The following is a 26,073-nucleotide window of genomic DNA, read 5'->3' on the forward strand; positions in this document are numbered from 1 at the left end:
CTCTCCCTGAGAGACGTCGCCCCCAGGGCACCGGGAGCGGGGACGACGTAGGGGCTTAGCGCGCGGTGCCCATGGTCCAGACGACGTCGGCCATCTGCGCGCTGCCGTCGGCGGAGGTGATGCCGTTGACGGCAAGTCCACCCAGGATGGTGGCGAGCACGAGGAGCGAGCCAAACAGCCGGCCCAGCCTTCGACCAGACATGATTGCTCCTGTCGAGAGAGTGTTCACGGGGGATGGTGGAGGTTCCACGATCGTGCCACACCTCGGGTACCCAGAAAAGCGGGAAGAGCGGCGCTGGGCCGAGCAGCGGGCAGGTTCCGCCGTTCGGACCACCGCCGTCACCTCCCCGTGCCAGATCACCGGCACCAGGACGGGTAACAGCCTCCACGAATCGCTCAATGTCACTATCGACGCAAACCCGATCTTTAGCGGCGCGGAGCCGCCTTCCAGGTAGCTGGGCGACCATCCCACCGAAGGGCCGCAACCACCGCTCCCGGAACCGTCACATCGATCACCATAGCTCATTTCGGCGGGTACGGAAGCGGCCTGTCGGGAGTCGACGGACTCCGCACCAGATCAACGACAAAACGCACGTACGGTGGCGAGCTGCCGCGACCAGGTGAAACACCTCCCATCCGAGGCCGGAACCGATGACTGTCGTACCGGGATGCTGTCGTGAATCCATGACATCGCCGCCACCGGTGACGCCGGTTGCCACCTGACCACCATCCACGTCGGCGACCCGACGAGCTGGTGGCGGTGACCGGGGCGTTCCGCCGGAACTATCGCTCCTCGATGATGCGCAGGACATCCCTGGCCGCGAAGACGCGCGCGTAACGCCCTCCAGTCCGCTCCCGAAGAATCCCCTGCTCTTCCAGCCGGCGGATGGCGGTGTTCGCCGCCTGGTAGGAAACGTCGTACCTCTGAGCGGCGGCAGTCGGGGTGATCATCGGATAGCCGATCAGGTCTTCCACGATCCTGATGGCCACCCCACGAACCTTCGCCCGCTTGAGTCGGTCAAGAGCCTGCCCCCGCCAGTCGAGGAGGGCATCGATGCGCTCCCGGGCATGAACCGCCTGGGCTCGTACCGCCTCGCAGAAGAAGCGGACCCACGGGTCGAAGTCGCCGGTCATGCTGATGTGGAGGAGGTGGTCTTGATACTCCCGACGCCGCACCTCAAACCAGGGCGAAAGGTCCAGTACCGGCACCCGTAGCTCACCCGCTCTGGCCAACTGGAGGACGCAGACCAGTCGCCCGAGCCGTCCGTTACCGTCGTTGAAGGGATGCAACGTCTCGAACTGGTAGTGGCCGAGGGCCATCTTGACGATCAGCGGAAGGCTGTCCCGGGCGTTGATCCAGGTCTCCCATGCCTCGAAGCCGGCCGCCAGCTGGTCTCCAGGCGGTGGGGGCACGAAGCGCGCCTCCCTGACCCGGCCAGAGCTGAGACCAATGAACACCTGGACGCTCCGGATGTTGCCGGCGTCTGCCGTCTCGCCACGAGTCCCCTGCACCAGCACCTTCTGCAACTGCCGAAGCATGCCGATGGTGATCGGCCGATCCTTGATCCACTCATATGCCATCTCGGCCGCACGGACGTAGTTCACGACCTCACCGACGGCTGCCGAGATCTCGCCCGCCCCCAGGAAATCAGCCTCGATCACCTCGTCCAAGGTGGCGTAGGTGCCCTCAAGGGCAGAGGTGCTGACCGCCTCGCGCCGGATGGTAGGCCTTGCCAGGAGCATAGGGTTGGGGAGCTGGATCGCCGCCTGGTCGAGTCGGGCGATCGCCGCCGTCGCCGCCCCGAGGTCCTGGAACGTCTCCTGCTCCAGCTCGACCCGACTGGGCAGCGGGTTCGGCAGGAACGCCAGATGGTCGTACGACTCTCCGTACCGAGCGTCATGGCCGCTGATCGGCACGAGGACACCGACGGGAGACGTAGCAAAGGCGTCGAACTCCACAGCCTTGAAGCCTTTCCCTGGAAACTTGAATTTCAGCCCAGTAATTTCACGTCTACGCACGCACGAGGGCGGCAATTTCAAGTATTACACGCTGAACTTACATTTCGGGCCAGAGTTTTCAACTACGGAGAGCTACTGCGAGAAGTGGATGGCTCGACGGGTGGTTATCCCGGAGACAGTGTCGGCGTGACGGCGGACCATGTGCCGGTGCAACCAGACGATGCGCTCACCCGCCTCCAGGAGGCCGCCGTCCTGTGGAGCGTCGGGTCGGGCACGCCGGCCGAGGTGGTCGAGGCGGCCTGCGACTGCCTGGTGGCGGGGCTGGACAACCCGACGCTTCGGATCCTTGCCGGCATTTCGGCCGACCCCGGCGGCGAGAGCGACGAACTACGCCGGTGGCTCGGGGACGCGCTTGCGGAACTCTCGCTCACCTTCTTCCGCGAGGGCAGCCGAGCGGGTGAGGACGAAGCCGTCCGGATCATGGCCCGCCGGCTGCTCGACGGGACGATCACCGCCCGCGACCTCACCTCCTGGGCATACGGGTTCATCACCCGGGACGGCACTGCGCTGGCGGCCGGGCTGATCGACCTGGAGTACGCGTACGAGATCGTCGAGGCCGTCGTCCACGACGGGCGGCCGTACCCGGGTGACGCGGCTGCGCGGGTCGAGGCGGACGTGGTCGCCGAGGCGCGGCGTCTCGTCACGGGGGCCGTGGGATAGCTGGGATGGTTTGGGGGTATGTCGGGGGTTATGGCAGGTCAGAACGGTGCGGTGGACGAGGAGCACGCGCGGCCGGCGGGGGTCGACAACGCCACGGTCGAGGCGCTGGGCAAGCTGAGCGAGGCGTTGGAGGCGATCCACCGGGTGCGCGGGCACCTCTACTCGGCGCACCAGCTCGTCGGCGGCGCGGATCTCACCCTGGACCGGGTGGTGAAGCTGCTGCGCGGGGCCGGGCACGACGAGGTGGCCGAGCGGGTCGCGCGGGAACTGGTGGGGCGCAACCTGCTGCCCGGCCGGTGGACGTTCCAGATCGTGGAGGAGTTCGACGACGGCTACTACGCCACGTTCCAGGAGATAGAGCGGTACGCCCGGGACACGCTGGCCGGCGGCCGGCGGCACATCTACGAGGCGGAGATGAAGCAGCGGCGGCGTACCCACGGAATGCCCGGCCACGAGGCCACGCCGGCATCGGCGCGGCCCGGCCGGGACGGGCGCTGACCGACCCGACGTCGCCGGGACACGCGACCGGCCCGCCCCCGACGCGGCGACGCCGGGGTCGGGCCGGCGGTCACCACCGGCGGCGTACCGTCGCCTTGGGGCCGGTGACCAGGGTGGCGGGCGGGACGTCGTCGGCGACCACCGCGCCGGCCGCCACCACGGCGTCCCGGCCGATGCTGACGCCCGGCAGGATCGTCGCGCCGGCCCCGATCCACACGTTCTCGGCCACGTCGATGGGCGCACCGGTCAGCCACTCCCGCCGTTCCTGCGGATCGACCGGGTGGCCGCCGGTGATGAAGGTGACCCTCGGGCCGACCAGCACGCCCTCGGCGAGCCGGATGCCGGCGTAGTCCAGGAACGTGCAGTTCTGGTTGACGAACACCCGCTCGGCGAGTTCCAGGCGCAGGCCGTGGTCGGTGTAGAAGGGCGGGTAGATGGTGACCCTCGGCGGCAGCGGTCGGCCGAGGATCTGCGTGAACAACTCCGCCCGGCCCGCCTCGTCGTCGAACGGGAGGCTGTTCAGCCGGGACGTGAGCTGGGTGACCCGCAGGACCCGGGCGGCCATCGCCTGGAACTCGGGGCTGTGGATACGCATGAAGCGGTCGCTGGACATGCCCGCGATCCTCGCCGACGCCCCCGGCGCCCGGGGCTACGGGCCGACCCCGCTCACCGCCCCTCCCCCGCCCGGCCGACCGGCGCCCGCATCAGCCGCCGCGCCTGGGCCAGCTCCTCGACGAGCCGGTCGACCTGACCGGGCGACAGCAGCACGGTCTGGTTCATGCCGTACCGGGTCGCGTCCAGCTTGACCGCCGCCTCGCGCCGGACGAACCGGTCGACGAGCAGTTGCAGGCTCACCCAGCCGGTCCGCTCCCGCCCCACCGTGGCGAGGAACCCCCGGTGCATCGGATCGTTGGGCCCGCACCCCCGGCACCACGCCGGGCAGACCACCGGCCGCCCCACCTCACTCACCGCCGTCCCCCTGCCCGCCGTCTCCCTGCGGGTCGTCTCCCTGCGGATCGGGGTGGGTCCGGTCGGCTTCCGGGTCGCCGGCTTCCGGGTCGTCGGCTTCCGGGTCGTCGGCGGCACTGCTCAGCAGGTCACGGAGCTGCCCGGCCAGTTCGGCGGCCTGGGCCAGGGACAACTCGGCCCAGGCGTTGCCCGCCCGGCACGCCACGTGCACGGCCACCAGCGGCGCACCCGGGACCGCCCTGCTGATGAGGTACGTCGCGACGACGCCGGCCGCCCGACTCCGGCCGACCCGGAGCATCGGGCCACGATGGCGGCGGGCCAGGTGCGGCACCACCGGCGGGACCAGATGACCACAGCGCTCGGGGGCACACCACCGTGGGTGGGTGGTGGCGGTGACCGATCCTCCGGTACGGGTCATCGCGGCCACCGCCCGACGTTGCCCCGACGTGCCTGGCCGACCGTCAGCAGCGGGGCACACCGCAGCGCGGGCAGCTCGCGGGTCACCCCGACCGACCAGCTCGGTGCGGGCGGGGCAGCGGCCCTGGGCGAACTCGTCGGGGCGCTGTGCCGGCCGGGTCGCGACGGTGCACGCCTTCGGGACCGCCAGGACGAGAACCAACCACATCGACGATGAGTGCCGGACATCACACCTCCACAGGTAACCGGGGACCGATGACCCCGGATCTCGATGCGGACAGCACCGCTGCCACGCGTTCCCGATCGGCTCCGACTCCAGGTCGGGGGCTCGCACTCTGGACAGTTGCCGCTGATCTCACGAGTCGGAGCCGACTCGACGAAGGGCAGCACCCACGCTTACCCCCTCTAAACAAAGGCCGCGCACCTGAACCGCTTCGGTGCTTAGCGGGTATAAGCAAGGCTACTCGTCCCACCAGGGGTGTCAAGGGGTCCTAAACTCCGCGTGTGGAGACTGATGACGGCTTCGAGCGGGTACGACGTGAAGCCGACCCGCTGCGGCAGGCCAAGCTCGCCGGCGAACTCATGGCCGTCTACCAGCAGCGGGCGGTCGAGCTGGCGAGACTGCGCCGGGAGGCGATCAACCGGGCGGCGGCGGACCAGGGTCTCTCGTTCAGCGCCATCGCCAAGGAACTCGGACTCACCCGAGGGCGCATCACCCAGATCCGGCAGACAGCACCTCCTGCCGAGCGGGCGTTCTTCGGCGTCGGTCCGGTGACGGTCGCCGTACCGCTGCGGGCGGTCCCCGGCCGCGCGCTGCCGGTGATCTCCTCCGAGGACACCCGCGCCGCCGATCTGCTGGCGAAGCTGCTTGCCGACCTGGCATTCCAGGTGGAGCACTTCCACATCCCGCCAGACGGCAACTGGCAGCCCCGAAGCGATGTCGCTGCGATCTGCGGGCCAAAGTCCTCACCGGTCACCGCCCAGGCGATCGCGTCGGACCCTACGCTGACATTCGAGCCCGACGACGCCGGCCGGTGGACCATCCGGGAACGCGACGGCAGTCACGTCTACGAGTCACCGATGGACGACCCCGGCGCGCCACGATGGGCCGATGTCGCCTATGTCGGCCGCCTCGCCCTGAACGACGACGAGACCATCTTCATCGTCGCGGGAGTGCATGCGCTCGGTTCGGTCGGCGCAATCGACTACCTCGCCCGCAACCTTCCCGACCTCTACGCACAGGTCGGTACCCGCCGATTCTCGATGGTCGTCCGCAGCGAACACGACGGCGACACCGTGACCAGGAGCGAACTCGTATGTCCGCCACGAATCCACGACCAGAAGTAGTCACCGCCGAGCGGCCCGGCCGGGACCGCCCCACCGAGGACCGCATCTTCACTACGTCCAACGCGGTCATCGTGCTCGACGGTGCCTCGCAACCCGAGGCGAGCACCCGTGACGGCGGGTGGCTCGCCGAACAGGTGGGACGCCATCTCCAACAACTCCTCACCGAGCACCCCGCTGCGGACCTGGCTGACACGCTGGCCGAGACGATCCGGCATGTCCGCGACCTGCACGGCCTCAGACCCGACGCCTCGCCCTCAACGACGGCAAGCATCGTCCGATGGTTCGGAAACGACGTCGACATCCTGGTCCTCGGAGACAGTCCCACCGTCCTACTCACCCGTACCGGCGAGATCCACGAGGTCCGCGACGATCGGCTCTCACGGGTCGCACCCGATCAACGCGCAGACCTACGCGAAGCCGTACGGCAGCGGGGCGGCTTCGGCTTTCACCACGCCGCCGAGTGGGCCGCGCTGGTCGACGCTCAGAGACGAGCCCGCAACAGCCCTGGCGGCTACTGGATCGTTGAGGCAGAGCCGGAGGCCGCGCGTCACGCCGTGCGCGCGAGTTGGCCCATCAGTGAGCTTGCCGCCGGCCTGACAGTGACTGACGGCGTCGCTGACGGCGTCAACGACTACCGGACTCCTGCCACCTGGCGAGCGGCGATCGTGCTCGCCAATCAGCACCCGGCACGCCTTGTCGAGACCGTGCACCAGGCCGAGAAAGAGGACGCAGACGGGCGACGCTGGCCACGCAGCAAGCGCCACGACGACAAGGCCGTAGCACTTGTCCGGCTCACAACAGCCGCGCACATTGCCAAGCTGACCTCTTAAGCGACGCCCTTTGGGCCGGCGGTGCCGCCGACTCTTCGAATTCTTTGCTGGTCAGATCTACCCGCTTACTGGTGTCGATACCGACCTGCGCTTACACGCCGATGAGCTGCGTCAGGGCCGCCGTCCTTGTAAGGCTCATCCCAGTCGACGTCTTGCGGCCCGTCCCAGGGTTTCGCTTTAGCGTGTGCCAGTACGAGCACTGAGTCACATGCCGTGGCCTGCCCCTTAGTGTCCTTCCAAATTCGGCTGACCTTCCTATCGATATCGATAAAGTCGTCAATGGTCTCGACCAACCTCAGCGTCGTCTCACTGCTGACGTCCGCCCAAATCTTGCTTGCCAACTGGATGGCCTCCTTTCCGGGATTGGCTACGTCACCGATCACAACCGCGGCCACGCCATTGGGCTTAAGAACTCGTTCTATACCCTGGATGGTCCGCGTCATGAACTCGCGGTACGAGTCGTAGGTGTGGCGGTGATCGAGCGTTTTGTCGAGGTTGCGACGTCCAACGCCTCGCTCTCGGCCCACTTCCTCCACTCCCAAAAGCCACAGCCGAATCCAGTTAGCCGTACCGTAATTGACCACCTGTAGATATGGCGGCGACGTCACCACAAGGTCCACGCTTCTGGACCGAATACTGTCGCTCAACATGAGTTGGGCCGCGTCCTCATGAAATACCTGACCCTCAGGTCCATCTACCGCGTCCAGGTAGATGCGAGCCAGCTTCTCGCGCAGACGTTCGAACACATCCTGGGGTGGCTTCACCAACTCCTTCTCGCGGATGAACTTCTCCACATAGGAAGGCGACATGCTAAATGTGTTGGGCATGCTGATGCTCAGGTACTGCGACGTGCCGTCACGACGGAATGAGCCATGCATGATGCCTGCCAGTGAGCCTGCAATCACTGTCTCCGCAGCGGTCCACTCGGTGAATGGCTTACGATGCAGTTCCTTTCGAAGGAAAACCAGCTGCCGCAAGGTTGTCGGATGGTAGAGCATCTCGATGTCGGGAGAAACCGCCACCGACTGGGCCTTGGACTGCCGGTAGCGCTTCTCTATCTGCCCGAGGCGCTCTAGCACAATCTCGTACTCTGGGGCCTTCGCCTTGGCATGCGTCAGAATGTAGGCCAGCGGGCTGAGGTCATTGCTGATCGACCGCCGGCCCTCAGCCCGGGCCTGCAGTGCCACGGTGCCGCGGCCGCTAAACGGGTCGAATACAACGTCCCCGGGCCGGGTATAGCGCTGGATAAAGAAGTGCGCCAGTTTGGCTGGGAACATGCCGTGGTATGAACACATAGTATGCATCGAGTGGCCCCATCGTTGGGGCGCGATGTGCCACAAGTGGCCCCGAGAGGTGGTGCCACCATCGAGTGGCTTGGCCTCGGGCGCCTCGAAGAATGCGTCTTCGGACCAGTCCAAGGATGCAGTGGTCATGTCAGGTACTCCGCTAGGGAACGGGCCGCTGCCTGTAGAACCATTTCGGGCGACTCGCGGGCTACCCGAGACAGGTGTCGTCGTGCCGCAACGGTGCTGCGACGAGCGTGAGCCTTGGCTGGCGCGGCAGCCTCATACTGCACAGGCTCAGCAATTTTCGGCTCAGATGCCTTCGGCTCTGGCATCTCTGGCAGCGGCAGGTTCATGGCCCGCCGCAGCCCCAGATCCTTCTTGACGAGCCGCAGGTCTTCGACTTCCCGATAGTGTTCGGGGTTTAGATCGCCGGTCGCGGACTCCACCACGGCTGTAGGTACCCTCTGAACGCTGCCGCGCCGGGCCGCCACAATCGTGCGGTCGATCCATTCGTCCGGAGTCTCGCCGTTTTCGCAAAAGCTCTGAGTCAGCACGTGCTCCAGGCCGCCGCCTGTCAGCCGCAGCCAAGCGTACGGGTTGGAGGCCGGGAAGACATCCCCGTCCATAAGCTCGACGATCCTGGCAAACAGGCCGCCGCGCTGGACAAGTCGCCACAAGCCAGTGTAGTTACGGAGCGTTGCCGGCGACACTCCAAGGTACCGTGCAATGTCGGCCTTTTTCACCCGCGCGGACTGGTGCAGGTGCTCAACAAGTGACGCCAGCTGGCTGGGTAGCAGGTCCTGATAGATGTCCGTCTGGTATCGGATCTCGAACCGACGTTCGTAGTCGGTGAGATAGGCCGGCACCGTCTCGAACCGCTCCGGGTAGTCCTGTCGAATTGCTTGGATGGCACGCAGCCGCATGGTGCCGTCAACCACCAGGTAATTGCCGGTCGGCAGGTGCGCCACCTTCAGCGGCTCGGCCAGTCCAATCTCCTCAATGGACGCTCTTAGTCGATCTTCGAACTGCTTCGAACTCCCCGATCGCCGAAGCTCGTCACTGAGAATCAGATCGTCCGCTCGCAGTGCAACAAGCTTCAACTCGCCACCGCCCGTCGCGGGGTCGGGCCGCCGAATTCAAAAGGCAGCTCCGCGCCCAGCTGGCCCAGCCGCGTTTCGATGGATCCAGCCGGCAGGCGGTGCAGCGTAGCGCAGGCCCAGGCCAACAATTTCAATCGAGCCAAACTATGCTCCGGCCCCAGATGTACCAGGTCCTTCCAGCCGAGCGCCTCGAACAGCACCTCAAGCTCCCTCGTCCTCAGCTTGAATCCAGCTATGGCGCCAACGGCGTCCGACCGCTCGTCGGGACCCATGTACCTCGCGATCACCGCGTGCAGCGCCAAGTTGAGGTTGCCATCCTGCAGGGCAGCCACCTCACGGTTGCTGGCGCCCTCGAGCTGGCTCTCCAGCCTCCGGACCGTCGCGGGAGTAACGCCGAAGCGCTTGGCCACGCTGGCCGTTTCCTCACCATCCTGACGGGCCCGGGCGATGAGCACCGCCCGGTCGATGGGACGCATCCGCAGCCGGGCCACGTTCTCGACGAGAAACTGCTGGACCTTCTCGTACTCGCCAAACTCGGCATCCACCACTATTGCTGGGATCTTCTCGAGGCCCAGGAGGCGGCAAGCCAGCGTCCGACCCTGGCCCTTGATCAGGAGATAGTCGCCGGAGCCGTCCGGCGCGACCCGGACGGTCACCGGGGTGAGCACGCCGAACTGCTCGATGGATCGGCGCAACTCGCGGTGACCTTCTCGGTCCCGCTTACGTCCCAAACCATCCTCGGGGCGGATCTTGGCGACTGGGATCGCCTGGATGGGCGGCTGCTTCATCCCACGTCGCGTACGCGGCCCCCCGGCCTCAACTGAGCGTCGGGACTCAAGATCGCCGCGCCCCGTGGGGGCGTCTGTCGCCACGTCCGTCACCTCTCCCAACTTACACACCTGTCATTTCATCACTGAGGTACGACAGACCCTCCCAGGGCGGCGGCCCGGCAAGCAACACAGGGGCGGAACTGCTCTCTGGCCTGCGGCGATGGTTGCCGATGGACTACTGCCGAGCGAAGATGCTCTCCTCTCGCCCTGCGTCACCAACCATGTGCGGAGGCGAGTCTGGGGGCAGCAAGGTGACGACACCGCAGGGAGGAGCAGCTCGACGAGAGCGTCGGCGCCGCTGCTGCCGCTTGAGAAGACTATGGGAGCGCCGCGCCACTCCCAAGACGGGTGGTCTTGACCTTCCCTCCGTCGTTCCTCCCGTACCCACTTTGCTACGGCAGATGCCTCGGCCCGGGCTGCTAGGAGGGCGAGTTGCGATGCGACAGACCAACCTCGCCGAAGGGATGTGTCGTACCTCTGACAAGACCTAGCTGATGGACATGGCCCACGTTGCGCCCGGCGTAGAAGGCTGTGATCATTTCGGGGTTCGTCAGCCCGAGGGATCGATGACATAGCCTATGTGCGACGCCTCGGAGGGGAGGGGCAGCGTTGACGCTGCGGGACCTGAGCCTCGGCTCTGCGTACCGATCGGGCCGCGACATGTTGCTCGATGACTTCTACGTGCCGTGTCTCCAGGAGGCCCTGCTCTACGACCGGGCGGTGGGGTACTTCAGCAGCACGCTGTACCACGTGGTTGCCCTGGCCTTCTCCGACTTCGTTCGGCGAGGTGGCCGCATGCGGCTGATCTGTTCGCCTGCCCTCACGCCCGAGGATTTCGCCGCGATGAAAGAGGCCGACGAGATCGGCCGCCACGCCCAGTCGACCGTCCGAGCCGACCTGCAGATGCTGCTGACGCGTCCAGAGGCGGTACCAGCCACCCGACTGCTGGCAACCCTGATCGCCAACGAAATCATAGACGTGCGCATCGCCTTCACTGACAACCCGACCGGCATTTTCCATGACAAGATGGGCATCTTCGAGGACGCACAAGGCAAGCGCATCAGCTTCGTCGGCAGCGCCAACGAGACGTGGCGGGCGTGGGGCCTCAACCATGAGTCCTTCGAGGTGTTCTGCAGCTGGAAGAACGAGCCGGAACTGCTCCGCACCCGCGATCACGTCGACACCTTCCGACGGCTGTGGCGGGGCCAGGAGCCAGGTGTACACATCGCGAACCTGGACCAAGTCACCCGCGAGCAACTCGTCGCGATCGCCGATGAGGACCTGGACCACGCCATCAACGTCGTCCGGTCGCGTCCATTGGGCTCCCGGGCTCAGCCGACCGGGCGACCACTCATGGAGCACCAGCGATTGGTGCTTGAGGACTGGGAGGCGAAGGACCACCGTGGCATCGTCAACTTCGCCACCGGTGCCGGGAAGACGCTAACCGCCATCGAAGGCGTCAAACGCTGGACCGGCCGTGGCGGCGCCGCAGTAATCCTGACACCGGGCCGCGACCTGCACGCGCAGTGGATACGTGAAATCGAGACCGAGCTTCCAGATGCACAGATCCTGCCCGTAGGCGCAGGCAGCGACAAGGCCGCCTGGCAGCAGGTGCTGCCCGTCTTCAGTGCGCGAGGAAATTCGGCTCACCATCGCCGAATCGTGGTGGCGACCAACCACACCTTCGCCAGTAACGATTTCCGCCGCCGACTCAAGAGCGGCGATCACTTGCTGATCGTTGCGGATGAGATGCACCGAGCCGGAAGCCAGCGCGTGCTCGATGCGCTGGAGCAGACCGAGTGCGGCGCCACCCTCGGCCTGAGCGCCACCTTCCGCAGACAGTTCGATGAGGACGGCACGAACCGTCTAATGGACTTCTTCGGACCTGTGTTGATGCCAGTGATCGGGCTAGCTGAAGCGCTGATGCTCAGCCTGCTCGTCCCATACGATTACCGCCTGCACGAACTGCGGCTAGACGACGACGAGATTGAGCAGTATGAGCACCTTACAAGGCGAATCGGGCAGATGGTCAGCCAGGGCGCCTCGGTCAACGACGCCAACAGTCCGCTCCAAATGCTCCTGATCCGACGCGCGCGCGTCCTGAAGCAAGCCCGCGGCAAGGTACCAATGGCAGTCGACGTCCTAAAGCAGGAGTACAAGGTTGGCGATCGCTGGCTTGTCTACTGCGATGACGTGAAGCAGCTAAAGGCGCTCATCAAGGAGTGTCTTGTCGTCGGGCTCCCTGCCCTTGAGTTCTACTCCGAGATGACGAGTGACCGCGACGCAGTCATCCGCAGCCTTGGCGAGTACGGCGGCATCGTTATTGCAATCCGCTGCCTCGATGAAGGCATCGACATCCCGGTTACCGACCACGCGCTCATCCTTGCTAGCTCGACCGTGGAACGCGAGTACATCCAGCGACGCGGGCGCGTCCTTCGTCAGGCCCCCGGTACGCATAAGGTCAGCGCTGAAGTTCATGACCTCATGCTTGTTGATCCGATCGGCGGAGCACTCACCAAGAGCGAAGCTATGCGGGCCCTGGAGTTCGTGCGGCTCGCACGGAATCCCGCGGCCCGGGAGCGGCTTAAGGTGATCGTTTCCCTCAGCCAAGACCCCGTGACGTTGCCTGACTGGATCGACTACGAAGAAGAGAGCGACTGAACATGCTCCAACCGGAGAACGACGAGGCCGGCCACGGCCGAGAAGGCGCCTTGGCGGCTCTGAACGAGGTCGCCGCCGATCCCGACGTAGTCAGGCAGTTCGGCGCGTCGGCGGGCGCGTTCGAGCCGGATGACTACCAGCATCTGATTGCTCTTGCCTGGCGCCACCAGTTCGACGATGACCGGACCAAGTTCAAGCGTGACCTCAGGGCGCTCCAGGAGCACGTCAGCCAACGAATCCTAGACCGGGCGGAGTTGTCCGAATGAGCCTTCGATTCGAGAGTGTCAGCCTCAAGAATTTTGGTCCATACCGTGAGATTGACACGCTAAACCTAGAGACTGATTCCAGCGCCCCCATCGTCTTGATCCATGGCGAGAACACACTTGGCAAGACCAGCCTTTTCCGGGCGCTACGGTGGTGCCTGTATGGAAGCCCTGAATCAGGGAGTACGCCCGTCCAGGCCGCTCGGCATCTGTCCGAGTACATGAACCGCCCGGCGTCGAGAGACGGCGAGGTTGACATGCAGGTGTCCATGCAATTCACAGCAAATGGACACAAATACCGGCTCGTGCGCACTGCGAGGTTCGAGGGCGGACCGCCAAAGCTGTCCGCCGATCTTCGCGTGGACTCAACGGTAATTCAGCAGGCTTCAATCGAAGCAGAGATCGGCCGTCTGCTGCACCCGCAAATCTCCGAGTTCTTTTTGTTTGATGGTGAGCTGCTCAAGGACTTTTACGACCGACTGAACACGGACCGTGAGCGAGACCTCCTCCGGGACAGCATCGATAACGTACTCGGTATCCCGGCGTTGCAACTGGCCGAGCGGGACGTTGCGACTCTGACCGAGCACGCACTTCAGAAGCAGGCTAAGGCGCTTAAAAACAAGAAAGACGCCGAGAATGCGCGCAAGCAAATGCGCGACTTAAAGTCCAGGCAGGAGAGCTTGGACAAGGACCGTAAAGAGATCGAGGACGCGCTCAGCAAAGCCAAGTCAACGCTAGAAGGCGTCAAGGAGCGCATTGCGGGAGTCGAAGATCTGAAGGCTGATGCTCGTGAGATGGAGGGGCTAGAAGCCCTGATTGCGGGCGGGAAGCAAGAAGAGGAGCAGCTCAGGGGGGATATGAGGCGGTTGCTCACGACCGGCTGGCTCGCACCTGCTGCCGACAAGCTCGACGAGGCCTTGCAGCGTGTCGTGGCGAAGAACGACGCGGCCCAGAAGCAGCAGCAGGCTACCCAAGTTGCCCGTAATCGCGTCGACGTGCTGCGGAAGCAGATCCGGGGTGGAATCTGTCCGACCTGTCAGCAGGAACTACCTCCGCCGGATGAGTCGACCCAGATGGATTTAGCGGAGGCTGAAGCCGAGCTGAAGCGGTTGAAGGAATCGGCAGGCGACGGGCCAGATCTCCGCCTTGAGCGGCGGATCCGGGAGCTGATCGATACGGCGACTGTCAGGGCGTACCAGCAGAAGCAGGAGCATCTCGACAAGGTTGTCGCTACCCAGTTCGAACGCAGCCGAAGGCTCAACGGCTTGAAGGATCGTCTGAAGGACAACGATGCTGCCAGGGTCCGTCAACTTGGTAAAGAGCAGGATGATCTCGAAGCAGCGACCGAGCGATATGGGCAGATCCTCAGGAACCTAAAGCCAAGACAGGACGAGATCAACAAGCAGCAGGACAAGCTCGCCGGCATTCTGCGGCGCCTCGGGGGCGGCGCCAAGCCGGAGGTTGAAGCCGAGGCGTTCTTCTTCGAGTACGTGCGCACGTTGCTGACGCGGACGATTGAGCGCTACCAGGAGCGGACGCGGGCTGAGGTGGAGAAGGCTGCCAGCGAGATGTTCGTGACGCTGGTGCGCGATCCACGGGCCTACCAGGGGCTCCGCATCAGCCGTGACTACAGGGTCGACCTTGTCGGTCAGTGGGGTGAGGCTATGAAGACCAGTGAGGGCGGTAAGCAACTCGTCGCCCTCTCGTTGATTGGTGCGCTCAAGCGAGCCGCCGTACGAGGTGGCCCCGTGGTCTTGGACAGCCCGCTGGCGCGCCTTGACCTAGAGCACCGTGCCAACGTCCTAAAGACCTGGGTGCCGGATCTGGGTAACCAGGCGATCTTGCTCGTGCAGTCAGGCGAGCTCACAGAGAAGCAAGCTCGGGATATTATGGGCAATCGAATCGGGCACGAATATAGGATCTACCGGCCGAGTAATGATCCCGAACTAGCCACGATTGAGAGGACTCAGTAGCCGTGGGAAAGGATCAGGAAGATAAGCAGCAGATAGGCCTAACCGCCAAGGGCGACGAGGCCATCCAGGCGCTGGTCGCAGACCGGTGGTTCGCGAATCAGACAGACGCCTACCGATTCGCAATCTCGTACGCCGTGGCGGCCGGCCTTGATCCGGCAGATGCCCCAGCAGGCGGTTACAACACCAAGTTCAACGCACTCGGAACACTGGAGAGTGGAAGCAGCATCCGCGACCTTATGGACATCCTTGGCATCGGCGAAACACACCGCCCATTCGCGACGGCGGAGAAACTAGCCGATCTCGGCGTGAGGGAGATCGCCCGTCGGCTCGAAGGCAACGAGAGCCTCGCCGACATCATGACAAGTGCGTTTGGGTAGGACAACGGTGGCAGAGCGGACGGCCGACAGGCTAAGACCGCATAGCTGGCGGGCCAGAATCAAACCCTGGGTTTCCCCCAGTTATCGTGCGGACGGACCCTGCTGCTCTACACAACTTGACACGCCAACGGCGGCAGGCCCGGCCCCCGGGCAACAATAGGGGCCGTATGAGGAGAGCCGGCGGAGCCCGTAGACGGACAGCAGCCCGAGGTAGGCGACATAGCCGAACGCTGCCGCACGCATCGCGCACAGGCTTGTAAACGAGACGTCCTTACTGGGCTTCCGGCCAGAACTGCCGATTTCCTCTGTTAAGGATCAAGGCGCCGCGCTCCGCGCGGCACGGGGCGGTAATCCGCCCGGACCGCCGCCCCGAGTCTGTTGATCCAGCCGGCGGCACCGTCACGGCCAAGCGGTGCGGAAGCCAAATCGGTCGGCCTCATCGACGGTCAGGGCTTCCGACTGCCGCGCCAGTCCAACCCCGGGACTGGCTTGCCCCCGGCCCGTCTCCCGCAGCCGGCGACACCTCACCGCAGACCCTCGGCCGATCGGCACAGGCACGGATTTAGCCAGGCCAGGACCAGACACAATCGCAGCGTTCACAGCCCTAGAAGAGCCCTCAGCGGCAGGACGATGCCCACAACCAGTCGTCAACGGGCTGGACTCAGCCGGACTCGACCAGACAAACGACAACGGCCCCCGATCAGCATCTCTGCTGGTCAGGGGCCCTTGTCGCACCTGGTGGCGGGTAGAGGATTCGAACCTCTGTAGCTTTCGCGACGGATTTACAGTCCGCTCCCATTGGCCGCTCGGGCAACCCGCCAGGGCGTGCCACCACGCCGTAACGCGGCAGCGGAGCAAGGATAGCGGTCGCCCCCGGGGGTGTGGCAACCGGGTACCGTCAGAGGGTCGTGGGGCTGGTCAGCCCGGCGACGACCCTGACAGACCGCCGGACAAGCAGGAGCATCAGCATGGCAGCGAACCCGTCGTTCGACATCGTGAGCAAGGTCGACCGGCAGGAGGTCGACAACGCCCTTCGCCAGACGGAGAAGGAGCTTGCCCAGCGGTTCGACTTCCGTGGCACCGGCGCCGAGATCTCCTGGTCGGGAGAGGAGGCGATCAGCCTCCAGGCGGAGACCGAGGAGCGGGTCGCCGCCGCCCTGGACGTGTTCAAGGAGAAGCTGGTCAAGCGGAACATCTCGTTGAAGTCCCTGGACGCGGGTGAGCCCCGGGGCTCGGGCAAGATCTTCAAGATCGACGCCAAGGTGATCCAGGGCATCGAGTCCGACAAGGCCAAGGCGATCAGCAAGAAGATCCGCGACGAGGGTCCGAAGGGCGTCCAGGCGCAGATCCAGGGCGACCAGCTCCGGGTCACCGGCAAGAAGCGGGACGACCTCCAGGCCGTCATCACGCTGCTCAAGGGCGAGGACTTCGGGTTGGCCCTCCAGTTCACCAACTACCGCTGACCCGGTAGGCAGGCACGGCCGGGCGGCCGTCCCCGACGGGGACGGCCGCCCGACGCACGCGCCCCGGGCGCACACCCCGGAAGAGGGCCAGGCGCGTGTCCGGTAAGACTGCTGTGCCGCGTACCCCGGGGGGTGCGGTCTAGACCGTGACGGGGTGTTCGGCGCGGGTGGCAGCGGCCTCGGCGCGGGCGATCGGGCCGCCGGGCAGCGCCGCGACGGCGGCCCCGACGCCGACCGCGCCGGCCGCGAACAGGAACGCCCAGGGCACCCCGCCGGCATGGTCGACGATCAGGCCGGCGACCGCGCCGCCGGCCGCGCTCGCCGCCACCGACATGGTCACCACCCAGGTGTACGCCTCGTTGAGCATGCCGGTCGGGGTGATCCGCCCGACCAGGGTGTTCTCCAGGGTCAGCGCGGGGGCGATGGTGGCCCCGCCGATCACCAGGGCGACGCCGAGGGACACCGGGCCGGGCATCACCGCGAAGATCGCCAGGGTGCCGGCCACCGCCGCGAGCAGCCAGGCGAACTGGCGGGTCATGTTGGCCGCCGGGCGGCGTACCCCGAACCAGAAACCGCCCACGGCGCTGCCCACCCCCCAGACGGCGAGCAGCAGACCGGCCAGGCTCTGCGGGTCGTCGGTGGGCTGGTTGCCGGCGAACGCCGGCACGATCACCCCGGCCGCGCCGAACGCGATGCCGAGGCTCGCCACGCAGACCAGCAGGGCCGGGAAGCCACCCACCCGCAGCGGGCCGAGCCCCCGGGCGTGGTGCTCCCGGGCGTGTGGCCGCCAGGCGCGCATCACCCGGCCCAGCGCCACCCCGGCGGTGCCGACCAGCGTCACGACGGCCGCGCCGAGCAGTGCGGCAGCGGCGTCGGCCAGCAGGACGAAGGCGGCCACCAGCAGCGGGCCGAGCACGAAGACCACCTCGAACAGCGTCGTCTCGGCGGCCAGTGCGGTGTTCCGGAGCTGGTAGCGGCCGGTCGTCGGGCCGGTCAGCTCGTTCCAGGCCCCCCGGATGGCGGCGGTCAGCGGCGGGTAGGTGGCCCCGGCCAGCCCGGCAGCCAGGTAGATCAGGCGCAGGTCGGCATCGTCGGCGCGGCTCGCCCCGAGCAGCCCGACCAGGGCCAGCGGGTGCGCCACGGCGGTGACCAGCAGCACCCGGGTGGGGCCGACCCGGTCGGCGATCCGGCCGGCGACCGGGCTCAGCGCGGCACCGGACAGCGCGTAGATGCCACCGGCCACGGCGGCGAGCGAGTACCGGCCGGTCACCTGCTCCACGACCAGCAGCAACGCCAGCGGGGTCATCCCGATGCCGAGCCGACCGACGACGCCGAGGAGCAGCAGCAGCGGCGCCCCGGGGATCCGCCAGACGCCCAGGTACTGGCGCAGTGCGGCCACGGGGACACCTCCAAGGAGACGATCAGGTAACGACTCGGAACCCTGTAGACCCTAACGCCGCAGGTCGTTCCGCGAATGGTCGATTCACTCACACCCCGGGCCGCTGATCCGGTGGCGACGAGAGGGTAATTTGCTGATCGAGCCAGATAGATGTGCCGTTTTCCATCGTCCCCCACGCCGCAGGGAGGTCCGGCCGAGCCGATGACCGACGCCGACGAACGGCTCGCGCCGACACCCGGTTACCTGGCCCTGTTCCGTCATCCGGTGGCCTCCCGGCTGGTCACCGCCCGGGGCATCTCCGAGCTGGGCGACTTCGTGGGGCTCGCCGCGCTGCTGCTGCTCGCGTACGACCAGACGCAGTCGGTCCTCGGCCCGGCCGCCGTGTACGCCGCCCGCGCCCTGCCGGCCCTGCTGGTCGCCACCGTGTTCAGCGGCTGGTTGGACGTGCCGGCCCGGCGGACCCTGCTGGTCTGGCTCTCGGTGGCCGGCGCGGTGCTGATCGCCGTCCCGTTGGCGGTGCCCCGGCCGGTGCCGGCGATCGTCGCCGCCGGGCTGCTCGGCGCGGTCCGGGCCGCCTACTCCAGCGTCAACGTGGCGGTCGCCGCCGAGGCGGTGGACGCCCCGCTCCGGCTGCCGTTGTTCGGCCTGTCCGCCTTCGCCAACCAGGTCGGCCAGGTGACCGGCCTGCTCGCCGGGGCGAGCATCACGGTGGCGCTCGGCCCCCGGGTGGCGCTCCTGATCGACCTGGTGTCCTTCCTGGTCGCGGCGGTGGTGCTCGCCGGGCTGCCGACCGGGCAGCAGCGGCACCGGGGACGCCCGCCGGCCACCGCCGGGGTCCGGACCATCGCCGGCCACCCGGTGCTGCGCGGTGTCGCCCTGCTCACCCTCGGCACGGTGCTCTCCGGCGCGCTGCCCGAGACGCTGGCCCCGGACCTCGCCGACGGGGGCTGGCGGCCCGTGGTGCTGGCCTCGTCGGCGTTGGGCGGTGCGATCTTCGTGCTGGTGGTGGGGCGGTGCGCCTGGCTGAGCCGGCTGGCCGGGCAGGTGGCCATGGTCGCCGCGCTGGCCGGGGCGCTGCTGCTGGCCGGCGTCCTGGTCGCCGCGCACGCCCCGGTCTGGGCGTTGGCCTGCGCCAACGCGCTGATCGGCGCGGGTGGCGGCTGGCTGATCGGTGCGCAGGCCACCTTTGCCCGGCTGGCCCCGGTGGAACGGATGGGGCAGGTGGAGGCGACCATCGTGGCCGCCAACATCGTCGTCGCCGGCTGCGGGATCTTCGTGCTCGGTTCGACGGCCGCGCTGTTCGGTCCCGCCGTGGCGTACCTGCTGGCCGGGGTGGTGCTGCTGGTCGTGGTGCTGCTGACCCGCCCGGACCGGCTGCCGGTCGACGCCGGCCCGCAGGCGGCCCGTTCCGCCCACTGACCGCGTTCCCCGCCATCTTGTCCCTGTTTCCCCGGCACCGCTGACGATGCGGCGGCGCCCGCGTCCGGGTGGACGCGGGCGCGGCCGGTGTCGTCGGAGGGCGGCGGGCCCCGGTCAGCGTTGGAACTGCACCGGACCGGCGTTGCGGGCCATCTGCTCCAGCCGGGCCACCCGCTCCTCCATCCGGGGGTGGGTGGAGAACAGCGCGGCGATGCCGCCACCCCGCTTGAACGGGTTGTCGATCATCAGGTGCGCGGTGCTGGTGAGCTGGCCCTGCGCGGGCAACGGCCGGGCCTGGGTACCCAGGTGGATCTTGCGGAGGGCGCTGGCCAGGGCCAACGGATCCCGGGTGAGCTGCGCGCCCGAGGCGTCCGCCTGGAACTCCCGGCTCCGGCTGATCGCCAACTGGATCACGGTGGCCGCGATCGGGCCGAGGATGATGGTGAGCAGCAGCACCGCCGGGTTCGGGCCGTCCTCGTCGTTGCTCCCGCCGAGCGGGATGAAGAACGCCAGGTTCGCCAACATGGTGATGATGCCCGCCAGCCCGGCCGCCACGCTGGAGATCAGGATGTCCCGGTTGTAGACGTGGGACAACTCGTGACCGATCACCCCGCGCAGCTCGCGGTAGTCCAGGATCTCGGTGATCCCGTGGGTGACGCAGACCGCCGCGTTGGCCGGGTTACGACCGGTGGCGAACGCGTTGGGCTGCGCGGTGGGGCTGACGTACAGCCGGGGCATCGGCTGCCCGGCCTCGGTGGCCAGCTCCCGGACCATCCGGTACAGCGCGGGGAACTGTGCCTCGCTGACCGGTTGCGCCTTCATCGAGCGCAACGCCAGCTTGTCGGAGAAGAAGTAGGTCACACCGTTCATCAGCAACGAGACGACGACGGCGATGACGAGTCCGCCGCTTCCGCCGAACCAGTAGCCGACCGCGAGGATCAGCGACGTCAGCAGGCCCAGCAACGCGGCGGTCTTCAGACGGTTGTGATGCACGATCGCTCCTTCGGTGCGCGGGTCGCGCCGGACCCGCTGACCGGTACAACGTCACCGGTACCCGTCAACCATCCTGCTCATGACTGGCAGTTGACTGACAGAAGCTGTGAACCGGCTGGACGGACCGGACACCGGGGACGACCCGGGACACCAGGTCAACGGGCGGCGAGGTCCAGCACCACCTGGGGGACGACACCGATCACCACGGCCAGCGCGGTCGCCCCGGCCAGCGCCACGGTGACCGGCCAGGCCACCCGACCGGCCGGCTCCCCGGCGGAGGCCGGGTTGGTCGGCAGCGGGACCGGATCGGCGTACAGGGTGGCAGCGAGGCACAGGTAGTAGGCCAGGCCGATGACCGCGTTCAGCGCCACCACCAGGGCCAGCCAGCCGGCGCCGCCGTCCAGCAGCGCCCGGACCACCGTCACCTTGGCGAACAACCCCGCCAACCCCGGCGGCAGCCCGGCCAGCCCCACCAGGGCCAGCGCCAACGCCGCCCCGACCCAGGGCCGCCGTCGGGCCGCCCCGCGCAGGTCCGCCACCGTGCCGCCGTCCGCCCCGGGCGGGCGCAACGCCACCAGCGCCGCGAACGCCGCCAGCTCCACCACCACGAAGAAGACCGCGTACGCCACCGTGGCCGCGTACACCCCGGCCCGGACGTCCCCGGCCCGGCCGGCGGCCAGCGCCAGCGCCCCCAGCGGGGCCAGGATGTAGCCGGCCTGGGCCACCGACGACCAGGCGAGCAACCGGACGGTACGCCGCTGGCGCAGCGCCACCAGGTTGCCCACGGTCATGGTGAGCACCGCCAGCAGGGCCAGCACCGGGCCGGTCACCTCGGCCGGCAGCGCCCGCTGCACCACCGCCAGCAGGGCCACCACCCCACCCAGCTTCGACGCGGTGGACAGGTACGCCGCCACCGGCAGCGGAGCGCCGTCGTAGGTGGCCGGCGCCCAGGCGTGGAACGGCACCGCGGCCACCTTGAAGGCCAGCCCGAGCACCACCAGCGCCACCGCCGCCGGGATCAACGGTAGGTCGGGCGAGTCGGCCAGCAGCCCGCCGAGCCGGTCCAGGTGCAGGCCGCCGGTCGCCGCGTAGAGCAGGGCCGCGCCGAGCAGGGTGACCGTCGTCGCCACCACGCTCACCACGAAGAAGGTGACCGCCGCCTCGGCGCTGGCCAGGCTGCCCCGACGCAGGCCCACCAGCACGTACAGCGGCAGGGTCAGGGTCTCCAGGGCGACGATCAGGGTGATCAGGTCACCGGCCGCGCCCAGCACCACGCCACCGGTCATCGAGCAGGCCAGCAGGAAGCAGTACTCGCCGACCGGCGTCGGACCGCCGCGCAACAGTGGCCCGGACAGCCCGAGGACACCGAGCGTGAGCAGGGCGAAGACCCCCGCGATCAGGGCCGCCCGGCCGTCGAACACCCACGAGCAGTCGGCACCGGCACAGAACGTCCGCCGGGTGCCGGCCGCGCCCACCGCCACCGCGCCGACCCCGGTGGCGACGACGCCCACGCCGGCCACGGCCACCGTCGCGCCGGCCCGGCCCACCAGCAGATCCGCCAGCAGCACGAGTACGGCGGTGCCGGCCGCCAGGTACGCCGGCAGCAACGCCACGTTGTCGACGCTCTGCACCACACTCACCGGTACCCACCTCCGTTCGTGACTGCGGACGTCACCGGACCACCGCCACCAGGGCGTCCACCGGGCCGGTGGCGTAGCCGAGCACCAGGGTGGGCACCAGGCCGACGGCCAGGGCGAGCAGGACCAGCGGCACCCAGGCGGTCAGCTCCACCCCGGCCAGGCCGGGGCCGAACCGGCCGACGACGGGACTCGGCCGACCGTGGGTCACCCGACGCAACAGCCGCAGGAAGTACGCGGCGGTTAGCGCCCCGCCGACCGCCGCCAGCACTCCCAGCGTGGTCCACAGCGGCCCGCCCCGCTCGACGGCGGCGACCACGGCGAACGCCTCACCCCAGAAGCCCGCCAACCCGGGCAGGCCGAGCGAGGCGACGGCCGCGAACCCGAGCAGCCCGGCCAGCCGGGGCGCGGTCTCCCGCAGCCCGGACAGCTCGGCCAGCGCCCCGGTGTGCGCCCGGTCCTTGACCGCCCCGGCGAGGAAGAACAGCAGCCCGGTGATCACCCCGTGCGCCACGTTGCCGATCAGCGCCGCCTGGATGCCGGTGGCGGTCAGCGTCGCCACCCCGAGCAGCACGAACCCCATGTGCCCGACGCTGGAATAGGCGATCAGCCGTTTGAGGTCGTCCTGGGCCAGGCAGACCAGCGAGCCGACCAGGATCGCCGCGACGGCCAGCACCCCGAGGACCGGCGCGGCCCAGCGGGCACCCTCCGGGGCCACCCCGACCGCCACCCGGATCAGGCCGTACGTGCCCATCTTGAGCAGCACCCCGGCGAGCACGACACTGCCGACGGTGGGTGCCTGGGTGTGCGCGTCGGGCAGCCAGGAGTGCAGCGGCCAGAGCGGGGCCTTCACCGCGAACGCCAGGCCGAGCAGGGTGAACGCGGCCAACTGGGTGCCCCGCGACAGCCCCGCCCCACCGGTCAGCGCCACGATGTCGGCGGTGCCGGCGGCGGCCACCACCACGAACACGCCGACCAGCAGCAGCACCGAGCCGAAGAGCGTGTAGAGGGCGAACTTGCGGGCCGCCGCCCGGGCCGCGTCCCGTGCCGACGAGCCGGCCGTACCGGTACCACCCCAGCCGGCGATGATCGCGTACATCGGCAGCAGGACGATCTCGAAGAAGACGAAGAACAGCACCAGGTCGAGCGCCAGGAAGGTGCCCAGGATGCCCACCTCGACCACCAGCAGCAGCGCCACCAGCGCCCGGCCGCTGCCACCGCCCTCGGGCACCCGGCGCACCGTGTAGCCGCAGCAGAGCAGGGTGAGCAGCGCGGTGAGCACCACCAGCGGCCAGGAGATGCCGTCCACCCCGAGGTGGAAGCGCAGGTCGAGGCCGGGCACCCAGGGCAGGTCGACCCCGTGCCAGGGCTGCACGGCGGGGGCCGGGCCGTAGCCGAACCAGCCGTGGTCGCCGAGCACCAGCAGCACCGCCCCGACCAGGGTCAACCCGGCGACCGCCGTACCGAGCAGCCGGGCCGTCCGCTCCCCGGGGACCACGGCGACCAGCGCCGCCCCCACCGCCGGCAGCGCCAACACCGCGACCAGCAGGACCTGCCCAAAGCTCATGAGGACCCTCCGATCAGGGCGGCGGCCAGGCCGATCAGCAGGGCACCGGCCAGCACCGCCGCCGTCGCGCGGGGCAGCGCCGCCCGGTGCAGCGCGGCCAGCCCGGCACCGAGCGCGGTGGCGCCCCGGCCGATCCCCTCGACCAGCCCGTCCACCCCCACCTCGTCGCCGGTGCGCGTCACCCGGGCGAGCGCCGTCGTGGGGCGTACCACCAGGGTGTGTTGCAGGTCGTCGAGGCGGAAGGCGCGGGCGAACACCGGCCGCAGCGGACCCAGCGCACGCGCCGGGTCGGCGGCCGGATCCCGCCGCCAGCCGGCCCAGGCCAGCCCCGCCCCGGCCAGCAGCAACACCAGCGGCAGCAGCACCGCCGGGGCCAGGTGGACCAGCTCGACGTCGGCGGCGGTGCCGCGCAGCCGGTCGGCGAACGGCGGCCAGAACGCCGCCAGGCCGAGCAGCGCCGCCGGGACGGCCAGCAGCAGCACCGGCCAACGCATCAGAGCCGGCGGGTCGTGCGGGTGCAGCAGCGGCAGCCGGGGCTCGCCGAAGAAGGCGCGCAGCAGCAGCCGGGTGGCGTACGCGGCGGTCAGCAGCACCCCGAGCAGGCCGGCCAGCCAGACCAGCCAACCGACCCAGGCCGGGGCGGGACCGGTGCCGTCGAGCGCGGCGGCCCCGGCGGCGGCGAGCACGCCGTCCTTGCTCCAGAAACCGGACAGCGGCGGCACCCCGGCCAGCGCGCCCAGGCCGATCAGGGTGCACCAGAAGGTGACCGGCATGCTCCGGCGCAGCCCACCCATCCGGGACAGCAGGGTGGTGCCGACGGCGTGGATCACCGCACCGGCGGCCAGGAACAGCAGCGCCTTGAACGCGGCGTGGGTGAGCAGGTGGAACAGCGCGGCAGCCGGGGCACCCACGGCGAGCGCGCCGGTCATGTAGCCGAGCTGGGAGACCGTCGACCAGGCGAGCACCCGCTTCAGGTCGTCCTGGGCGGTGGCCGCGAACGCGCCGAGCAGCAGGGTGACCGAGGCGAGCACCCCGAGCACCGCCAGCGCCACCGGCGCCCGGGTGAACAGCGGATAGAGCCGGGTCACCGCGTACACCCCGGCGGCGACCATGGTCGCGGCGTGGATCAGCGCGGAGATCGGGGTCGGGCCGGCCATCGCGTCCGGCAGCCAGGTGTGCAGCGGGAACTGGGCGCTCTTGCCCGCCACCCCGGCGAGCAGCAGCAGGCAGGCGGCGGTCAGCGTGCCGGTGGCGTGGTCGTGGGCGAGCACGTCGGCGATCCGGAAGCTGCCGGCCGAGACGCCGAGCAGCGCGATGCCGAGCAGGAACCCGACGTCACCCACCCGGGTGACCAGGAACGCCTTCATCGCGGCGGCCGGCGCCTCGGGCAGCCGCCGGTCGTGGGCGATCAGCAGGTACGAGCAGAGGCCCATCACCTCCCAGCCGACCAGCAGCAGGATCAGGTCGCCACTCACCACCACCAGCAGCATCGCGGCGGTGAACAGGCTGATCTGCGCGGCGTAGGGCGGGTAACGGTGGTCCACCTCGACGTCGTCGTGCGGGCCGCGCCGCAGGTAGGCCACCGAGTAGACCTGCACCGCCAGCGCCACCGCCGCCACCGCGACCGCGACCAGCCCGGCGACGCCGTCCAGCCGTACCCCGAGGGTGACCCGCAGCCCGCCCAGGTCGATCCAGGTCGTGCTGGTCTCCACCGGGTCGCCGAGCCGGACCAGCAGCAGCACCGCGACCAGCAGCGCACCGGCCGCGCCGGCCACCCCGAGGCCGATCGCCGCCCGCCGGGCCGCGCCCTCCCCGGTGGTCGCCCCACGCGGTGCCGGCGGCAGCAGCAACCCGAGCAACCCGGCAACCAGTGGTACGGCCGGCAGCGCCGCCCCGAGCAGCCCGGTCACCGGTCGACCCCGGTCCGCTCGCCGCCCGGCCCGACCCCGGCCCGGTCGACGGACGATACGGCCCGGTCCACGCCCGGCCCGCCCCCGAGCCGGTCGACGGACCATCCGGACCTGGCCAGGTCGCCGGCCGGCTCGGTCAGCGGCACGTCGTCGACGGTGACGCTGGCCCGCAGCCGGTAGAGCTGGAGCACGATGGCCAGCCCGACACCGATCTCGGCGGCGGCCAGCACGATCACGAAGAGCGCGAAGACCTGCCCGGAGTGCGGCAGCACCGCCCGCACGGTGGTGTCGGCGGTGACCAGGATCAGGTTGACCGCGTTGAGCATCAGCTCCACCGCCATCAGCACCAGCACCGCGTTGCGCCGCCGCAGCACGCCGTAGACGCCCAGGCCGAACAGCAGCGCGGCGGTGACATAGGGGATGACCGGCCTCACCGGAATACCTCAGCTCGCGAC

General features: G+C 68.7%; 24 protein-coding genes and 1 tRNA gene. 10 read left to right on the forward strand and 15 right to left on the reverse strand.

Annotated elements, in window-relative coordinates; genetic code table 11:
• Positions 1-55: 55 nt before the first annotated feature.
• Positions 56-202 carry a hypothetical protein gene (locus tag O7625_RS03485; protein WP_282344242.1) on the reverse strand — a complete coding sequence of 49 codons (147 nt, stop codon included), beginning with the start codon at positions 200-202 and terminating at the stop codon, positions 56-58.
• Between the two features lie 581 nt (positions 203-783).
• Positions 784-1,959: a Fic/DOC family N-terminal domain-containing protein gene (locus O7625_RS03490; protein WP_282344244.1), complete on the reverse strand. Its 1,176-nt coding sequence runs from the start codon at positions 1,957-1,959 to the stop codon at positions 784-786.
• Positions 1,960-2,166: 207 nt separating this feature from the next.
• On the opposite strand from O7625_RS03490, the gene O7625_RS03495 reads away from it, so the two are divergent.
• Complete coding sequence (locus O7625_RS03495; protein WP_282344246.1) at positions 2,167-2,679, forward strand: hypothetical protein; 513 nt, start codon at positions 2,167-2,169, stop codon at positions 2,677-2,679.
• 30 nt (positions 2,680-2,709) lie between these two features.
• Positions 2,710-3,177: a hypothetical protein gene (locus O7625_RS03500; protein WP_282344248.1), complete on the forward strand. Its 468-nt coding sequence runs from the start codon at positions 2,710-2,712 to the stop codon at positions 3,175-3,177.
• Between the two features lie 70 nt (positions 3,178-3,247).
• Here the strand turns inward: O7625_RS03500 and O7625_RS03505 are convergent, their stop codons facing one another.
• From O7625_RS03505 to O7625_RS03515, 3 genes are read right to left on the reverse strand one after another with little or no spacing between them, the layout of a single operon-like run.
• Positions 3,248-3,790: a DapH/DapD/GlmU-related protein gene (locus O7625_RS03505; protein WP_282344250.1), complete on the reverse strand. Its 543-nt coding sequence runs from the start codon at positions 3,788-3,790 to the stop codon at positions 3,248-3,250.
• A 53-nt stretch (positions 3,791-3,843) separates the two neighbouring features.
• The gene (locus O7625_RS03510; protein WP_282344252.1) at positions 3,844-4,080 is read right to left on the reverse strand and encodes a precorrin-4 C11-methyltransferase; all 237 of its coding nucleotides are present in this window, start codon (positions 4,078-4,080) and stop codon (positions 3,844-3,846) included.
• 58 nt (positions 4,081-4,138) lie between these two features.
• Positions 4,139-4,564, reverse strand: a complete 426-nt coding sequence (locus tag O7625_RS03515; protein WP_282344254.1) for a hypothetical protein — start codon at positions 4,562-4,564, stop codon at positions 4,139-4,141.
• A gap of 503 nt (positions 4,565-5,067) precedes the next feature.
• Here O7625_RS03515 and O7625_RS03520 point away from each other — a divergent pair.
• A complete protein-coding gene (locus tag O7625_RS03520) occupies positions 5,068-5,910 on the forward strand; it encodes a hypothetical protein (protein WP_282344256.1) in 843 nt (280 codons plus the stop codon).
• On the forward strand, positions 5,880-6,740 hold the full coding sequence (locus O7625_RS03525) for a protein phosphatase 2C domain-containing protein (RefSeq protein ID WP_282344257.1): 861 nt from the start codon (positions 5,880-5,882) through the stop codon (positions 6,738-6,740). The genes O7625_RS03520 and O7625_RS03525 overlap by 31 nt, the downstream gene beginning before the upstream one ends.
• A gap of 65 nt (positions 6,741-6,805) precedes the next feature.
• Here O7625_RS03525 and O7625_RS03530 read toward each other — a convergent pair whose 3' ends face one another.
• Genes O7625_RS03530 through O7625_RS03540 form a run of 3 tightly spaced genes read right to left on the reverse strand, consistent with a single transcriptional unit; the run spans position 6,806 to position 9,914 of the window.
• On the reverse strand, positions 6,806-8,173 hold the full coding sequence (locus O7625_RS03530) for a DNA methyltransferase (RefSeq protein WP_282344258.1): 1,368 nt from the start codon (positions 8,171-8,173) through the stop codon (positions 6,806-6,808).
• On the reverse strand, positions 8,170-9,126 hold the full coding sequence (locus O7625_RS03535) for a ParB N-terminal domain-containing protein (protein ID WP_282344260.1): 957 nt from the start codon (positions 9,124-9,126) through the stop codon (positions 8,170-8,172). Before O7625_RS03535 ends, O7625_RS03530 begins: the two co-directional genes overlap by 4 nt.
• Positions 9,123-9,914 carry a ParB/RepB/Spo0J family partition protein gene (locus O7625_RS03540; protein ID WP_282344261.1) on the reverse strand — a complete coding sequence of 264 codons (792 nt, stop codon included), beginning with the start codon at positions 9,912-9,914 and terminating at the stop codon, positions 9,123-9,125. Before O7625_RS03540 ends, O7625_RS03535 begins: the two co-directional genes overlap by 4 nt.
• Positions 9,915-10,565: 651 nt before the next feature.
• Here O7625_RS03540 and O7625_RS03545 point away from each other — a divergent pair.
• Genes O7625_RS03545 through O7625_RS03560 form a run of 4 tightly spaced genes read left to right on the forward strand, consistent with a single transcriptional unit; the run spans position 10,566 to position 15,230 of the window.
• A complete protein-coding gene (locus tag O7625_RS03545; RefSeq protein WP_282344263.1) occupies positions 10,566-12,617 on the forward strand; it encodes a DEAD/DEAH box helicase family protein in 2,052 nt (683 codons plus the stop codon).
• A 2-nt stretch (positions 12,618-12,619) separates the two neighbouring features.
• Positions 12,620-12,883 (forward strand): hypothetical protein, encoded by a 264-nt coding sequence (locus tag O7625_RS03550; RefSeq protein ID WP_282344264.1) that lies wholly within the window; start codon positions 12,620-12,622, stop codon positions 12,881-12,883.
• The gene (locus O7625_RS03555; protein ID WP_282344265.1) at positions 12,880-14,853 is read left to right on the forward strand and encodes an AAA family ATPase; all 1,974 of its coding nucleotides are present in this window, start codon (positions 12,880-12,882) and stop codon (positions 14,851-14,853) included. The genes O7625_RS03550 and O7625_RS03555 overlap by 4 nt, the downstream gene beginning before the upstream one ends.
• Before the next feature lie 2 nt (positions 14,854-14,855).
• A complete protein-coding gene (locus O7625_RS03560; RefSeq protein WP_282344266.1) occupies positions 14,856-15,230 on the forward strand; it encodes a hypothetical protein in 375 nt (124 codons plus the stop codon).
• A 736-nt stretch (positions 15,231-15,966) separates the two neighbouring features.
• Here O7625_RS03560 and O7625_RS03565 read toward each other — a convergent pair.
• Positions 15,967-16,050, reverse strand: a tRNA-Tyr gene (locus O7625_RS03565).
• A gap of 148 nt (positions 16,051-16,198) precedes the next feature.
• On the opposite strand from O7625_RS03565, the gene O7625_RS03570 reads away from it, so the two are divergent.
• Positions 16,199-16,693, forward strand: coding sequence for a YajQ family cyclic di-GMP-binding protein (locus O7625_RS03570; protein WP_282344267.1), 495 nt, complete (start codon positions 16,199-16,201; stop codon positions 16,691-16,693).
• Between the two features lie 139 nt (positions 16,694-16,832).
• Here the strand turns inward: O7625_RS03570 and O7625_RS03575 are convergent, their stop codons facing one another.
• Positions 16,833-18,092, reverse strand: coding sequence for an MFS transporter (locus O7625_RS03575; protein ID WP_282344268.1), 1,260 nt, complete (start codon positions 18,090-18,092; stop codon positions 16,833-16,835).
• A 201-nt stretch (positions 18,093-18,293) separates the two neighbouring features.
• On the opposite strand from O7625_RS03575, the gene O7625_RS03580 reads away from it, so the two are divergent.
• On the forward strand, positions 18,294-19,511 hold the full coding sequence (locus O7625_RS03580) for a hypothetical protein (RefSeq protein WP_282344270.1): 1,218 nt from the start codon (positions 18,294-18,296) through the stop codon (positions 19,509-19,511).
• 114 nt (positions 19,512-19,625) lie between these two features.
• Here O7625_RS03580 and htpX read toward each other — a convergent pair whose 3' ends face one another.
• The 5 genes from htpX to nuoK all read right to left on the reverse strand — a co-directional run bounded on the left by htpX (position 19,626) and on the right by nuoK (position 26,052).
• Positions 19,626-20,504: a zinc metalloprotease HtpX gene (gene htpX, locus O7625_RS03585; protein ID WP_282344272.1), complete on the reverse strand. Its 879-nt coding sequence runs from the start codon at positions 20,502-20,504 to the stop codon at positions 19,626-19,628.
• Between the two features lie 155 nt (positions 20,505-20,659).
• Positions 20,660-22,144 (reverse strand): proton-conducting transporter membrane subunit, encoded by a 1,485-nt coding sequence (locus O7625_RS03590; RefSeq protein ID WP_282344273.1) that lies wholly within the window; start codon positions 22,142-22,144, stop codon positions 20,660-20,662.
• Positions 22,145-22,175: 31 nt separating this feature from the next.
• Positions 22,176-23,708 (reverse strand): NADH-quinone oxidoreductase subunit M, encoded by a 1,533-nt coding sequence (locus tag O7625_RS03595; RefSeq protein ID WP_282344276.1) that lies wholly within the window; start codon positions 23,706-23,708, stop codon positions 22,176-22,178.
• The gene (locus O7625_RS03600; RefSeq protein ID WP_282344279.1) at positions 23,705-25,618 is read right to left on the reverse strand and encodes an NADH-quinone oxidoreductase subunit L; all 1,914 of its coding nucleotides are present in this window, start codon (positions 25,616-25,618) and stop codon (positions 23,705-23,707) included. Before O7625_RS03600 ends, O7625_RS03595 begins: the two co-directional genes overlap by 4 nt.
• Positions 25,615-26,052 (reverse strand): NADH-quinone oxidoreductase subunit NuoK, encoded by a 438-nt coding sequence (gene nuoK / locus O7625_RS03605; RefSeq protein WP_282344280.1) that lies wholly within the window; start codon positions 26,050-26,052, stop codon positions 25,615-25,617. The genes O7625_RS03600 and nuoK overlap by 4 nt, the downstream gene beginning before the upstream one ends.
• Between the last annotated feature and the right edge of the window lie 21 nt (positions 26,053-26,073).

The organism is Micromonospora sp. WMMD714 (assembly GCF_029581315.1).
GTDB classification, from domain to species: Bacteria; Actinomycetota; Actinomycetes; order Mycobacteriales; family Micromonosporaceae; genus Micromonospora; species Micromonospora rifamycinica.

Coding starts and splice junctions, on each gene's coding strand:
- O7625_RS03485 (WP_282344242.1), bottom strand. CDS start 202: ATGTCTGGTCGAAGGCTGGGCCGGCTGTTTGGCTCGCTCCTCGTGCTC.
- O7625_RS03500 (WP_282344248.1), top strand. CDS start 2,710: ATGGCAGGTCAGAACGGTGCGGTGGACGAGGAGCACGCGCGGCCGGCG.
- O7625_RS03505 (WP_282344250.1), bottom strand. CDS start 3,790: ATGTCCAGCGACCGCTTCATGCGTATCCACAGCCCCGAGTTCCAGGCG.
- O7625_RS03510 (WP_282344252.1), bottom strand. CDS start 4,080: ATGCACCGGGGGTTCCTCGCCACGGTGGGGCGGGAGCGGACCGGCTGG.
- O7625_RS03515 (WP_282344254.1), bottom strand. CDS start 4,564: ATGACCCGTACCGGAGGATCGGTCACCGCCACCACCCACCCACGGTGG.
- O7625_RS03525 (WP_282344257.1), top strand. CDS start 5,880: ATGTCCGCCACGAATCCACGACCAGAAGTAGTCACCGCCGAGCGGCCC.
- O7625_RS03530 (WP_282344258.1), bottom strand. CDS start 8,173: ATGACCACTGCATCCTTGGACTGGTCCGAAGACGCATTCTTCGAGGCG.
- O7625_RS03540 (WP_282344261.1), bottom strand. CDS start 9,914: ATGAAGCAGCCGCCCATCCAGGCGATCCCAGTCGCCAAGATCCGCCCC.
- O7625_RS03550 (WP_282344264.1), top strand. CDS start 12,620: ATGCTCCAACCGGAGAACGACGAGGCCGGCCACGGCCGAGAAGGCGCC.
- O7625_RS03555 (WP_282344265.1), top strand. CDS start 12,880: ATGAGCCTTCGATTCGAGAGTGTCAGCCTCAAGAATTTTGGTCCATAC.
- O7625_RS03570 (WP_282344267.1), top strand. CDS start 16,199: ATGGCAGCGAACCCGTCGTTCGACATCGTGAGCAAGGTCGACCGGCAG.
- O7625_RS03580 (WP_282344270.1), top strand. CDS start 18,294: ATGACCGACGCCGACGAACGGCTCGCGCCGACACCCGGTTACCTGGCC.
- O7625_RS03595 (WP_282344276.1), bottom strand. CDS start 23,708: ATGAGCTTTGGGCAGGTCCTGCTGGTCGCGGTGTTGGCGCTGCCGGCG.